Below are 13,834 nucleotides of genomic sequence, written 5' to 3'. Positions count from 1 at the left end.
ATATAAATCACTTTTTTGCATAAGTTTTGCACTTTTTTATTTATCTTTTTTCTTCATTAGAAATTCCTGAATAGTTATTTTTTTAGAAAAACAAAAACGATTAGCGTATGTCTAGGTTTTTCATTCGCTATTTTCTATTTTCGGGAGCTTTACTTCATGCGCCAATCTAATATTCAGTTTTTAGCAAAAACTGCGGTACTCGGTACTGCAATGGCTGGCGTCATGATGCTTTCTGGCTGTTCAAAACAGGAAGATAGCACCACCCTGAATATTGGTTTTCAAAAATACGGCGTACTGCCAATTTTAAAAGAACGCGGCACGCTAGAAACCTCATTAAAAAAACAAGGCGTAAATGTGAAATGGGTGGAGTTTCCGGCTGGCCCACAGTTACTTGAAGGCCTGAATGTCGGCAGCGTGTCTTTTGGTGAAGCAGGTGAAGCACCCCCAATTTTTGCCCAGGCGGCCAACTCAAATCTGGTCTATGTCGCAAACCAGCCACCAGCGCCTAAAGCCGAAGCCCTAATTGTACCGAAAGACTCCCCGATTCAATCGATTCAGGATCTGAAAGGCAAACGTGTGGTCTTGAACAAAGGTTCCAACGTGCATTATTTACTGTTGAAAGTTCTTGAAGCCAACAATCTGAAACTCAGCGATATTGAAGTGATTTACCTGCCACCCTCTGATGCACGTGCAGCTTTTGAACGTGGTGCAGTGGACGCTTGGGTGATTTGGGATCCATTCTTTGCCGCTGCTGAACATCAAATTGGCGCGCGTGTGATTGCCACGGGTGAGAACATCGTGAGCAATCACCAATTTTATCTGGCAGATCGCAAGTTCGCAGAAAGCCATCCTCAGGTGGTACAGGCAGTCGTCAATGAACTGAATCTGACCACGGACTGGGTTGCAAAAAACCAGGATGCAGCAGCCAAACTTCTGCAACAACCGACCGGTCTGGCCGTTGATGTCTTAAAAACCTCGATTTCCCGTATGGGCTTTGGCGTTAAACCTCTCACGACTGACGTGATTCAAAAACAGCAACAGGTGGCAAATGCGTTTTATGCGCAGCAGCTGATTCCACAAAAGCTGAATATTGATGCAGCGATTATTAAATAACAACAGAATAATTCGGGAATACAGATGAGTCATTTAAAAACGGTTTCCTACCTCAGTTTAGCCTTATGCAGCTTGGCTCTGACTGCTTGCCGGAAACAGAAGCCACAGCAAAGCACTGCTGCAGAACATACAGCACGGCAACAGGTTCAAAGCATTGCGATGAGTTTTCAGAAATCAGCCTTGAATCTGCTGGTAGCACGCAATGACAAGCTGACCTGTTCCAGCGGGTTCAATTAATTCCTAATCACATTAGCGTCCAGCAACAGATTTGGTCGCCTACTACTCCACATTAATTTCTGAGCAATTTAATTTTAAGGATATCGAGCATGAAAATTTTCTGGTTTATCCCAACACATGGTGACAGTCGCTACTTGGGCACCAGCAAAGGTGCACGCCAAGTCGATCATGCCTATATGAAGCAGATTGCAGTTGCGGTCGATAACTTAGGTTATGAAGGTGTCCTGATTCCTACAGGTCGTTCATGTGAAGATCCTTGGTTAACAGCTGCCAGCCTGATTGATGCAACGAAAAAACTAAAATTCCTGGTGGCACTTCGTCCCGGGGTGACCACACCTGCGCTGGCGGCACGTATGGCTGCAACCTTTGACCGTTTATCCAATGGCCGGGTGCTGCTAAATCTGGTTACTGGTGGTGATGAGCAGGAGCTAAAAGGTGATGGCGTCTATGAAGATCACAAAACCCGCTATAAAACTGCCACTGAATACACCACCATCTGGCGTGAAATTCTGAAGCGTTCACATACTGGTGAAAGCTTCACTTTCCACGGCGAACGCTTAAGTGTCGATGATGCCAAACTCCTCTATCCACCTGTACAACAGCCACATCCGCCGCTCTGGTTCGGTGGTTCTTCAGATGATGCGGTTGAGCTGGCCACCGATCAGGTGGACACTTACCTGACCTGGGGTGAACCACCAGCAGCAGTCAAAGAAAAAATTGAAAATGTCCGTGCCAAGGCAGCCGCTAAGGGTCGTGAACTGAGCTACGGTATCCGCCTGCATGTGATTGTGCGTGAAACCAATGAACAGGCTTGGGCAGCAGCAGAAGAACTGATTCAATATGTCGATGATGCCACCATTGCAGCGGCCCAAGCCAAGTTCAAATCTATGGATTCGGTCGGTCAGCGTCGTATGGCTGAACTGCACAATGGTGACCGTAGCAAGCTGGAAGTATCGCCAAACCTCTGGGCCGGTGTAGGACTGGTGCGTGGTGGCGCAGGTACGGCACTGGTTGGTGACCCGGAAACTGTCGCAGCACGTATTCAGGAATATGCGGATTTAGGAATTGATACTTTCATTTTTTCTGGTTACCCGCATCTGGAAGAATCCATCCGTTTTGCTGAACTGGTGTTCCCATTCCTTCCACTGGAAACCCAGAAAAAATTGGCTCAACCGAACTTGACGGGTCCATTCGGTGAAATCGTAGCGAATAACTACACACCGGATGAGAACAAGCAGGCTGAGAAAATTCAGGAGTCTGCTTAATGTCGAAAGTCGTTTCCGTTGAAACCCTCTTAGAAAAGCAGGTTTCACGTGGAACAATTCTGGGGCGGCATTTGCTGCCCTGGCTGGTTCCAGTTGTATTGATTGCCATTTGGCAAATTGCTTCCAGCACAAGTCTACTGGAAAGCCGGATTTTGCCTGCACCCAGTGCAGTGATTTTGGCCTTCTGGAATTTATTGCTCAGCGGCGAGCTCCAGACCCATGTACAAGTCAGCGCAGGACGTGCCATCAGCGGCTTATTGGTCGGTGGTGGTTTGGGCCTGTTATTGGGTCTGTTAAATGGTTCATCCAAAATTGCTTCTACCCTGCTCGACACCACCTTGCAGATGATCCGCAACATTCCGGCGCTTGCGCTGATTCCATTGGTGATTCTCTGGTTCGGCATTGATGAATCCGCCAAACTGTTTTTAGTCGCGATCGGGGTATTTTTCCCGATTTATATCAATACCTATCACGGAATTCGCTCAGTCGATCCCCAATTGATCGAGATGGGTAAAAGCTACGGCCTCACGCGTTGGCAGCTGTATAAAGAGATTATTCTCCCGGGAGCAATGCCTTCCATTTTAGTCGGGCTACGCTTTTCTCTAGGGCTGGTCTGGGTGCTTTTGATTGTTGCCGAAACGATTTCTGCCCAGTCCGGTATTGGCTATATGACCATGAATGCACGCGAATTCCTGCAAACGGATATCGTCCTGGTCGGTATTTTACTCTATGCCCTGCTCGGTAAACTGGCCGATGTGCTGGCAGTCGCCTTAGAACGATTCCTGCTGCGCTGGCATGCCGGCTATCAAAAATAAATTGAAATGAGGAGCATGTAATGACTGATCTGAGTTTAGGGCGTCATGTCAATGACCCGATTGCACCACCCGAGCAACCTGCGAAAGATATCAATCCGAATGCAGCCCTTGGTGCCGAAATCATTATTGAACAATTGCACAAATTTTATGGTTCAGTCAAAGTTCTGGAAGATCTGGATCTGCATATTCAACCGGGCGAATTTCTAGCGATTGTCGGTCGTAGTGGTTGTGGTAAAAGTACCCTTTTGCGCCTGATTGCTGATCTGGAAAAACAGAGTTATGGCGAAATCAAGTTTAAATCCGCACGGCATATCCGTGAAGGAATTACTGCAGATGATATTCGGGTGATGTTTCAAGACCCGCGCCTGCTGCCATGGCGTAGCATCGAACAGAATGTACAATTAGGCCTCGGCAAAGAGCAACATGCCAAAGCTTCACACATGCTGGAAAAAGTGGGCTTAAAAGAAAAAGCCGGGCTGTGGCCATCACAGTTGTCTGGCGGTCAACGTCAACGGACGGCCCTAGCACGTGCATTATCGCATCAGCCCCGTATTCTGCTGCTGGATGAACCACTCGGCGCCCTGGATGCCCTGACACGTCTGGAGATGCAAAACCTGATCGAACGCTTATGGACCGAGCAAGGCTTTACCGCGATTCTGGTGACTCATGATGTCAGTGAGGCAGTGCAACTGGCAGACCGGATTATCCTGCTGGATAAGGGTCATATTGCCAAAGAGTTTCGGGTTGGCTTGCCACGTCCACGGCAAAAAAGTCTGAAATTTGCAGAACTGGAACAGCAAGTCTTACAGGCAGTTTTGGCCACCTAAATATCCGATGAAGCCCAGAATAGGGGAGTTTTGGGTTTCATCTTCAAGCCAAGTCCTGAGCTGAATTTAAAACTGCAGGCTAATCTGGGTCATAAAAGCATTCATTTTTTGACTCTATTTCAAAATAAAAATATTTCAATAATTTAAGTATTTTCATAAACTTGCATTTTTTGCTCTGGCTTGATGCATTTAAGCCATTTTAAATATTGATCTAGAGAATAAATCATCATTATTCAAAAAATTAGCCATGGACTGTGTGCACAAATCTGATGATTTGCCGTACAATTGAGGATTCCCATTTTTTCATTGTTTTTTATATTTGCTAATGGAACAAAAAAAGAGTACTCAAAAACGCAACCAGCTGCTGAATGCTGCACTAGATGTATTTTCCCTGTACGGTTTTAATGGGGCAAGTCTAGATGAAATTGCACAGATTGCAGAAATGCATAAGTCGAATATTTTCTATTATTATGAAAATAAAGAAGCCCTCTATGTAGAGGTATTGACCACCGTTCTACAAAAATGGCTGGCGCCTTTACAAACCCTTGAGGCCGAACTTGAGCCTGAAGAAGCGATTACCAACTATTTAATGCAAAAAATTGAAGTATCGCGTACCCAGCCTAAAGCATCTCGTTTGTTTGCTTTAGAGGTGATCCAAGGCGCACCGCATATACTGGAAATTTTAAAAGGCCCGCTAAAGAAACTGGTGAAGCGTAAGGCCAAAGTCATTTCTAACTGGCAGGAACAGGGCAAGATTTCAGCAGATATCGATCCTGAATTGCTGATTCTGAATATTTGGGCCCTTACCCAGAACTATGCGGATTTTTCGACCCAGATGGAAATGGTGACAGGGAAAACCTTGCGTAACCGCAGTATGCAGCAACGCATTATCCAGCATACGGTCAATATGATGTTATACGGCGTGATTCCACGTACGGATAAATAAGCAAGCGCTTCTGATTGGCATACGACCATAGCTGCTATGGTCGCCGAGCAAACTTACCCTTCTCTCTTATTTTACCATTCGATATAAATCTAATAACTTTTTCGCACCCAGTAACAGGTTTTCTTCCCAGTCCAGATGCGCAGTCTCATTGGCCCCATCCGTAATATACTTGACTGAAATCAGGCGAACACCGAGCTTCTTACACACTTTTGCCAAGGCATAACCTTCCATATCGACCAGATGACATGGCACTTTCGCACTACCGGTTTCAAAACTGTCGCCTGTCCCGCAAATTCCTTTGGGTAAATGTTCAAAGAAAGCCTCCAGTTCAATCGCGGCAGGATAATCCTGATCCATGGGTGTTACGCCGACTTCAAAACCGAGTGGTGAAACATCCATATCACGCTGTACAAACTGACTGACTTCAATCAGGTCATGAGCATTAAAATGCGAGCTGCCGGCTGTACCCAAATTCAGCAAGGTTGTGCAGCCCGTTTTTTGAATCACCTCGAAGGCTTTAAAGGCTGCGTTCACTTTACCAATCCCGCTGTAATGCACATTTATGCCTTGAGCTTCAAACAAGCCTTTTGATTCATTGGGTAGCGCCATGATGAGTGCCAGATTGGACATTTGAAATACCTGATACAAAGAAAAATACAAAGAAAAGCGCTGACATTAGAAAGCAAAATTCGCTGAATGAAAAGCAGGAATGCGCTGATCGGATCCATTTAAAGCGTCGAAAAACAATCTGATTTGATATTCAGGAAAATGAATTTTCAAGAAAAATATTGCATAAAAACACAACAACAAGACGAAACGGCGAGATTATGGCAATATATAGCCTCTCGATATTTCCAAGCACTTGATTTGCCCATGCAGCTGCTCCGTCTAAATGCTTTAGCATCTCATTCTGAACTACCCAAAACGGCCGTGACAATCGGCAATTTTGACGGCGTGCATTTAGGTCATCAGGCGATGATCCGTCAGCTGCAACAAGTGGCTGAAGCACAGGGCTTAAAATCTGTTGTAATGATTTTTGAGCCGCAACCGCTTGAATATTTTAAGGGTTATGAAGCCCCACCGCGGATTTCATCCTTACGTGAAAAAGTCGAATATCTGACTGAACTCGGTGTGGACTATATTGCGGTGGCAAAATTCGATCATACTTTTCGCAGCCTGACTGCAGAAGCCTTTGCCGACATTTTAAAAGAAAAACTCAATGCACAGCATCTGGTTTTAGGTGATGACTTTCACTTCGGTAAAAACCGTCAGGGCAATAGCGAATTCCTGCGCAATTATGGTTTCCAAGTCACCAATTTAAGCACCATTGCTTTAGAGGGTGAACGGGTCAGTTCAACCCGGATTCGTCAAACTTTACAAGCAGGCGATTTAGCCCTTGCTGCCAGATTACTCGGCCGACCCTATAGCATTACCGGACGGGTGCAATACGGCGATCAGATTGGCCGAACCATTGATTTCCCAACCATTAATGTACGACTAAACCGGCATAAGCCCTGTCTGAATGGCATTTATGGGGTTGAAGTCATCTGTGAAACTGAATCCCTCAGGGATAAAGTAAAACATGATCATGCTACTAAAACAGGCATTGCGGGTTATGACCCCACTGCCCTGTTTGGTGCGGGTCATGTGGGAACACGCCCAGCCATCAAACAAGCCCATCCAGAATGGCGATTAGAAGTACATTTTCCAGATGTTTCTGCTAATCTGTATGGCCTGTTAATGCGGGTGACGTTCTTAAACTATTTACATGGCGAAAAGGACTATCCTTCGCTTGAAGCGCTAAAAGCCGGAATTGATGATGATGTCGAGAAACTGCTGGAGTTTCGTCGAAATCATCCTACATTTCCCTTTTAATATCCCATATTTTTATTGTAAAACGTGTCAGTAACATAACTGATTAGATTGGAAGACGACTTGCATGAGCGATAAGCAAACTCCTGAAAATGCAGTGGACTATAAAGCCACGCTAAACCTCCCAGGTACTGAATTTGCAATGAAAGCAAATTTGGCAGTACGTGAAGCGAAATGGTTAGAAGAGTGGTATGCCGACAACATTTATCAGCAGATTCGTGCGTCGCGTATTGGCAAGAAAAAATATGTACTTCATGACGGCCCTCCCTATGCAAATGGTCAAATCCATTTGGGTCATGCGGTCAATAAAGTATTAAAAGACATCATCATCAAAAGCCGCGTGATGGATGGTTTTGATGCACCCTATGTACCGGGCTGGGACTGTCACGGTCTGCCAATCGAACTCAAAGTTGAAGAAAAAGTCGGTAAAGTCGGCGTCAAGGTAGATGCCTCTACCTTCCGTAAAGCCTGCCGTGAATATGCCTACACCCAAGTTGAACTGCAAAAGAAAGACTTCGTGCGTATGGGTGTATTCGGTGATTGGAACAACCCTTACCTGACCATGAACTTCAAACAGGAAGCGGACATCGTACGTTCATTGGGTGCAATCGCGAAAGCAGGTCATATCGAGCCGGGTCTGAAACCGGTGAACTGGTGTCTGGACTGTGGTTCATCTTTGGCTGAAGCTGAAGTTGAATATGAAGATAAAAAATCAGATGCCATTGATGTCGGTTTTACGGTGGTTGATTTAGCGGATTTATCTGCACGTTTGGGTGTAACTGTTAGTGATTCAACAGACATCGTCATCTGGACCACCACGCCTTGGACACTACCTGCCAACCAGGCCGTTGCTGTACATGCCGAAATTGAGTATCAACTGGTTAAAGCACGTGGTGACGAAAAAGCAGCACAAAACTTTATCCTGGCCAAAGATCTGGTGGAATCTGCAACTGAGCGTTATGGTTTTACTTCATTCGAAGTAATTGCAGGCTTTAGCGGTAGCAAACTTGAACACCTTGTTCTGCAACATCCTTTAATTAGCGATCGTCAGGTACCGGTCATTTTGGGCGAGCACGTGATTGCCACCAGTGGTACCGGTGCAGTACATACGGCTCCGGGTCATGGTGTGGACGACTATAAAGTGGGCTTATTGTACAACTTGAAGGTTGACAATCCAGTCGGCGGAAATGGGGTGTATTTACCGACTTCGCCACTGTTTGCGGGTGAGCACATTTATAAAGCCAATCCACAAATTATTGCGGCGCTGGGTGAAGCCAATAAGCTGTGGGCACATAAGCCAATCAAGCATAGCTACCCACATTGCTGGCGTCATAAAACCCCGATTATCTTCCGTGCCACACCACAATGGTTTATCAGCATGGATGCCAAAGGCCTGCGTCAGGGCGCGTTGAATGCGATTGAAAATGACATCCAATTCGTTCCAGATTGGGGTAAAAACCGAATTCAGGCCATGATCGAAGGTCGTCCGGACTGGTGTATTTCACGTCAACGTACTTGGGGCGTGCCAATTCCGTTCTTCGTACATAAAGACACCAATGAATTGCACCCACGTACACCTGAATTAATCGAAATCGTAGCAAAACTGATTGAACAAGAAGGCATTGATGGTTGGTACAACCGTGATGCATCTGAATTCATCGGTGCGGACGCGGAGCAATACAATGCTGTACGCGATACGCTAGACGTTTGGTTCGACTCTGGTACCACCCATTATGCGGTACTGCGTGAACGTGAAGACTTAACTGATCCTGCTGATTTGTATCTTGAAGGTTCAGACCAGCACCGTGGCTGGTTCCAGTCATCGTTATTGACCTCGATTGCCATCAATGAACGCGCACCGTATAAAGGCTTGCTGACTCACGGTTTCGTGGTCGATGAAAAAGGCCGCAAGATGTCGAAATCAATCGGTAATGTAATCACACCGCAAGACATCATTAAAGATATGGGAGCAGACGGCTTGCGTTTCTGGATCGCCTCTGCGGATTACCGTTATGAAATGACCGCGGGTAAAGAAATCTTTAGCCGTGCATCCGATGGTTATCGTCGTATCCGTAACACCTTGCGTTTCTTGTTAGCGAACTTGAATGGCTTCAAACCTTCAACAGATGCATTACCAGTCGATCAGTTGATTGCACTGGATCAATACATCCTGCAACGTGCAGCGGAAGTTCAGAAAACCGTTCAGCAAGCTTATGAAGATATGAACTTCCATATCGTGACCAGCGCATTAACTAACTTCTGTATCAACGACCTCGGTGGTTTCTACCTCGACATCATCAAAGACCGTCAATACACCACCAAAGCGGACTCAAAAGCGCGTCATTCTGCACAAACTGCGTTGTATCATTTGGTACAGGCCTTTGTGCGCTGGATGGCACCGATCCTGAGCTTTACTGCACAAGAAGCATGGCCACTGATTCCTGAGCAATCAGAGAAATATGTATTCACCACTGAATGGTATGACATTCCGGTCGCGTCTACAGCCAACGTGATTTCAGAAGCAGAATGGCAAACCCTGATTGCGGTGAAGTCGGCCGTGAATAAGTTTATTGAAACTGCACGTGGTGCCAAAACAGTCGGCTCGAACCTGTCGGCGAAAGTTGAACTGTGGGCAACAGCAGAACTGAAAACCGTACTTGACCGTCTCGATGATGAATTACGCTTCGTTCTGATTACCTCGCAAGTGATCGTGAACGAGTTTGAGGCTACACAAGGTGAAGCCTCAGATCTTGAAGGGCTTAACGTGAAAGTCTCTGCGGCAGATGGCGAGAAATGTGTACGCTGCTGGCACGTGCTTCCGGATGTAAATACACATAGCTCACATCCAGGACTCTGTGGCCGTTGTATTATTAACCTTCCTACAGGCCAAGGCGAAGAGAGAAAATATGCCTAATACCCAGACTAAAAAGGGCTTATTCCAGTTCTATCCACATAATTTATGGTGGATTGGGCTGGCCATTGTGGCGATCATTCTGGATCAATGGACCAAATGGATTGCAGTGACGAATCTGAACTATGCAGATCCTATCCCTGTGCTGCCCTTTTTAAATTGGACACTATTGCATAACTATGGCGCTGCCTTTAGTTTTCTGTCCGATGCGGGTGGTTGGCAACGTTATTTCTTTACTTCACTGGCAGGGATTGTGTCTGTGATCTTTGTTTTTTGGCTGATGCGTATGCCAAAAAACATGAAGGTTTTACCGCTAGCAATTGCCCTGATTTTGGGTGGTGCAATCGGTAATTTAATCGACCGGGTCAGTCTCGGCTATGTGGTCGATTTTATTCATGTGTATTACCAGAACAGCCACTTCCCTGCTTTCAATATCGCAGACAGTGCCATCACGCTTGGCACTATTCTGATGCTAATTGATACCTTTTTCTTAGAAAAATATCGAATTCAACGGGCGCAAGCACAACATGACTGATTTTATTCATCCTAATGAAGAAACCCGGGTTGCAGACGGCTCTAAGGTCGAGCTGCATTTTTCTGTCGCGATCGAAAATGGCGTAGAAATTGACAATACCCGTAGCCGTGAAGCCCCGGTCAGCCTCACGATTGGCGATGGTAATTTATTGCCAGGCTTTGAAAAAGCACTGTTTGGTTTACGTGCCGGTGACCGTCGTACTGTAAGTCTGCCTCCGGAAGATGCTTTTGGTCCGTGGAATCCGGAAAACATCCAGAAGTTCGATACGGTGAAGTTTGGAGAACGTCCGATCGAGGGTCACATGATCGAGTTTGAAGACAAAGCCAAGGCGACCTTGTATGGTGTGGTACGTTCAGTCAATGATGACATCACCGAAGTGGACTTTAACCATCCACTGGCAGGCAAGAACATCACCTTTGAAGTGGAAATCTTTAAAGTAACCCCTGCCGGTCAGCAAGGCCTAAAGTTGATGTAAAACATCTGCTAATCGCATGATTTTTAAAAGCTCCTTCGGGAGCTTTTTTATACTCAGGATACAAATCATCTCTAGTCACCTCTCTGAAATCTGATTAATTTAATTGGATGATAAGAAACCCAGAAAGGAATAGGTATGAAAATTTATATTGTGGTCGGCAGTGTACGTGAGGGGCGTACCGCGCTTAAAGTGGCGCACTGGGTACTACAGGAAATTAAAAGCTATGGTTTTAGTACGCTTGAAATTGAAATTGTCGATTTAAAAGAATGGGCTCTTCCACTCTTTAGCGGTGCTCATCCGCCACTGACCGGGATCTATGATCAGCCCAAACAGCAAGACTGGGCAGACAAAATTGCGCGCGGCGATGCCTTTATTTTTATCACACCTGAATATAATCATGGCTACAGCCCTGCGCTAAAAAATGCGCTGGATTACCTTGCCAAGGAATGGCAAGGCAAACCGGCAGCCTATATTGGTTATGGTGTCACCAACGGTTCACGTTCAATAGACCAGATTCGTCAGGTCGGGACTCAACTTGGACTGATCGATACCAATGCCGTGATTGAAATCCGTGACATCTTCGCAAGAAATAAGGATTATTCGTTCCAGGGCAATGAATTTGATACTAAAAATCTAAAAGTAGTGGTGGATAAATTAATTCAGTATGTCAGTGCTTGAGACTTTAGCCGACAGCATCGTAGGTTTTCGCCTACAGCGACCGCTGCATTTAGCGGCTATGTACTACGCTTAGTTAGGACTATAGTCACTACATAGACAGACAGGACGTCTGCAAAGCGATACGACAACAATAACAAGCGCAAATCAACAGGACGTTGACAGATTAGACAGGAGTCAGATCTGAGAAGCAAATCCAGAAAAGCCTCAACAGGATGTTGAGGCTTTTTTGTTTTTAAGCTTAGATCGTGCTCAAACTAAAATATTCAGGTTGGGTTTAATGATTCATTTAATAAAAATGATGGACTGCTGCTTTGGTTGAATAATCATTCTTTCACTGCTATTTTTGAAATTCACCTGTCAGCTTTGACCTACAATCGATGCAGTTAAATGCCCTATTGGGCTACACTACTTCGGGCTATATTCGAGTCATACCAAGACAGGCAGTCTTATCAGAAAAATAAAAATATTCACCAAGCAGGATGCTGATCGGTATAACAGACATTATACCTTTGCCAGAATATGAAAAGGCCTTCACAGGATGTCGAGGCCTTGTTCTTTCATATCAGGATCATCTTAAAAAATTTACTCAGGTCGTCAGCAAATCATGAGCATTCTGTCTCGCTCGATATTTCATGTTCAAATGCAGCCTTTCAAAAAAAGGATTAAGGTGCGGTCATTTTTAATAACTTGGCTTGCGTGCCATCCTGAATTATCCAAAGCGTACCATCACTGGCCTGAATCGCGCCACGAATCCGCTCCTTCATATCCACACGCTGGACTTCTTTGACCGGATTCTGTGTCGTATCCACAATCACAAGCGCCTTGGAAGACAAACCAGTCGTGATCGCTTTATTTTTCCATTGTGGAAATACATTTCCTGTATAAAACAACAGATCTGAAGGAGAAATGACCGGCGTCCAATCCAGTGCTGGCGCTTCAAATTCCGGGCGAGTAGCATGGTCGGGAATGGGCTTGCCATCATAATGATCACCATTTGACACCACTGGATAGCCATAATTTTTAGCTTTGATGATCTTATTCAGCTCATCCCCACCCTTCGGGCCCATTTCAATCACCCAGAACTGCCCCTGTGGATCAAAAGCCATGCCTAAAGGATTGCGGTGTCCAAGACTCCAGATCTGCTGGGCAATTTTACCCTGATTCATAAAAGGATTATCAGCAGGAATTGAACCGTCATCATTTAAACGAATAATTTTACCGGCATTGGACTGCATATCCTGTGCTGGAGTAAATTGCTGCCGTTCCCCTGAACCGATCCAGAGCTTACCATACGGTCCAAATACAATCCGGTGTGCATAATGTCCCTGCCCTGAAAATTTAGGGACTTGAGTCCAGATCCGTTCAATTTGAGTCAATTGAGGGGCAGTCTGGTTTAAATCCAGTTTGCCACGGATCACCACTGCGCCATAGCCACCCTGACCTTGTTCAGCATAGCTGAGATAGACCCACTGATTGTTTGCAAAATCCGGATGTAAAGCGACTTCACCCAAGCCTCCTTGGCCACCATAGGCAACTTGAGGAATACCTTTAACTTCGACTTTCTGCTTGGTGCGTGGATCAAAAAGTTGTAATTTTCCTTTACGTTCGGTAATCAGTAAACGGCCATCTTTGAGCGATGTAATTGCCCACGGCTCATTAAATTGTGCCACCTGTACGATCTTATATTTTTGTACATTTGAGGCTGTAGCTTCAGATTTAGAAGATGAGGTGGAAGCCTCTTGAATACTACCAGAAGATGAGTTATCGGCATGACAAGCAGTCAATGCCAAAGCACAACAACTGAGTAAAATTTTTATTTTAAATTGCGCTACCATCATTTTCTCCACGCTTCTTTCTTCTCTAAATTAATATTACAATATAGAAGTCTTCATAGAAATTCAGCATAGAAAAGTAAACAGATATGTTTGAGCAACAGCAGAGACTCGTTTTATAGTATTTGAATGGCTTTGATTTTACTTTTGGATCTAGGATTTAAATACCTGCCCCAATTTCATCTACTTATAATATTATCCCACGCACAAAAAAACACCCCCTGCATAAGCAGGGGGTGTTTCGAATAATGAGCTGGCGATGACTTACTCTCACATGGGTAACCCCACACTACCATCAGCGCAAAGAGGTTTCACTTCTGAGTTCGGG

13 protein-coding genes are annotated in these 13,834 nt (G+C 45.3%); 11 read left to right on the top strand and 2 right to left on the bottom strand.

Annotated features, from left to right (window positions below; genetic code table 11):
* Positions 1-156: 156 nt before the first annotated feature.
* The 6 genes from FTU44_RS11190 to FTU44_RS11165 all read left to right on the top strand — a co-directional run bounded on the left by FTU44_RS11190 (position 157) and on the right by FTU44_RS11165 (position 5,203).
* Positions 157-1,113, top strand: a complete 957-nt coding sequence (locus FTU44_RS11190) for a sulfonate ABC transporter substrate-binding protein (RefSeq protein WP_159138955.1) — start codon at positions 157-159, stop codon at positions 1,111-1,113.
* A gap of 24 nt (positions 1,114-1,137) precedes the next feature.
* Positions 1,138-1,350: a hypothetical protein gene (locus FTU44_RS11185; protein ID WP_005173391.1), complete on the top strand. Its 213-nt coding sequence runs from the start codon at positions 1,138-1,140 to the stop codon at positions 1,348-1,350.
* Between the two features lie 89 nt (positions 1,351-1,439).
* Positions 1,440-2,615, top strand: coding sequence for an FMNH2-dependent alkanesulfonate monooxygenase (ssuD, locus tag FTU44_RS11180; protein WP_159138954.1), 1,176 nt, complete (start codon positions 1,440-1,442; stop codon positions 2,613-2,615).
* Positions 2,615-3,430: an aliphatic sulfonate ABC transporter permease SsuC gene (gene ssuC, locus FTU44_RS11175; RefSeq protein WP_180050728.1), complete on the top strand. Its 816-nt coding sequence runs from the start codon at positions 2,615-2,617 to the stop codon at positions 3,428-3,430. The genes ssuD and ssuC overlap by 1 nt, the downstream gene beginning before the upstream one ends.
* A gap of 20 nt (positions 3,431-3,450) precedes the next feature.
* Entirely contained in the window at positions 3,451-4,257 is an 807-nt protein-coding gene (locus FTU44_RS11170; protein WP_100329557.1) for an ABC transporter ATP-binding protein, read from the top strand.
* A gap of 325 nt (positions 4,258-4,582) precedes the next feature.
* Entirely contained in the window at positions 4,583-5,203 is a 621-nt protein-coding gene (locus FTU44_RS11165) for a TetR family transcriptional regulator C-terminal domain-containing protein (RefSeq protein WP_005173402.1), read from the top strand.
* 66 nt (positions 5,204-5,269) lie between these two features.
* On the opposite strand, the gene FTU44_RS11160 is transcribed toward FTU44_RS11165, so the two are convergent.
* Positions 5,270-5,833 carry a 5'-methylthioadenosine/S-adenosylhomocysteine nucleosidase gene (locus FTU44_RS11160; RefSeq protein WP_074383810.1) on the bottom strand — a complete coding sequence of 188 codons (564 nt, stop codon included), beginning with the start codon at positions 5,831-5,833 and terminating at the stop codon, positions 5,270-5,272.
* A gap of 243 nt (positions 5,834-6,076) precedes the next feature.
* On the opposite strand from FTU44_RS11160, the gene ribF reads away from it, so the two are divergent.
* The 5 genes from ribF (at position 6,077) to FTU44_RS11135 (ending at position 11,674) form a co-directional block, all read left to right on the top strand.
* A complete protein-coding gene (gene ribF / locus FTU44_RS11155; protein ID WP_034608880.1) occupies positions 6,077-7,078 on the top strand; it encodes a bifunctional riboflavin kinase/FAD synthetase in 1,002 nt (333 codons plus the stop codon).
* 64 nt (positions 7,079-7,142) lie between these two features.
* A complete protein-coding gene (ileS, locus tag FTU44_RS11150) occupies positions 7,143-9,989 on the top strand; it encodes an isoleucine--tRNA ligase (RefSeq protein ID WP_100534571.1) in 2,847 nt (948 codons plus the stop codon).
* Positions 9,982-10,521 (top strand): signal peptidase II, encoded by a 540-nt coding sequence (gene lspA, locus FTU44_RS11145; protein WP_005173413.1) that lies wholly within the window; start codon positions 9,982-9,984, stop codon positions 10,519-10,521. The genes ileS and lspA overlap by 8 nt, the downstream gene beginning before the upstream one ends.
* Positions 10,514-10,996, top strand: a complete 483-nt coding sequence (locus FTU44_RS11140; RefSeq protein ID WP_100354970.1) for a peptidylprolyl isomerase — start codon at positions 10,514-10,516, stop codon at positions 10,994-10,996. Before lspA ends, FTU44_RS11140 begins: the two co-directional genes overlap by 8 nt.
* A 135-nt stretch (positions 10,997-11,131) precedes the next feature.
* On the top strand, positions 11,132-11,674 hold the full coding sequence (locus FTU44_RS11135; protein WP_100354971.1) for an NADPH-dependent FMN reductase: 543 nt from the start codon (positions 11,132-11,134) through the stop codon (positions 11,672-11,674).
* Between the two features lie 662 nt (positions 11,675-12,336).
* Here the strand turns inward: FTU44_RS11135 and FTU44_RS11130 are convergent.
* The gene (locus FTU44_RS11130; RefSeq protein WP_180050726.1) at positions 12,337-13,509 is read right to left on the bottom strand and encodes a PQQ-dependent sugar dehydrogenase; all 1,173 of its coding nucleotides are present in this window, start codon (positions 13,507-13,509) and stop codon (positions 12,337-12,339) included.
* Positions 13,510-13,834: the final 325 nt, after the last annotated feature.

Origin of the sequence: Acinetobacter sp. YH12105, from assembly GCF_013419095.1 — a bacterium.
GTDB lineage: Bacteria > Pseudomonadota > Gammaproteobacteria > Pseudomonadales > Moraxellaceae > Acinetobacter > Acinetobacter pseudolwoffii.
Note: the sequence above shows the minus strand (reverse complement) of the source record. Positions and strands in the feature narration are given on the sequence as shown.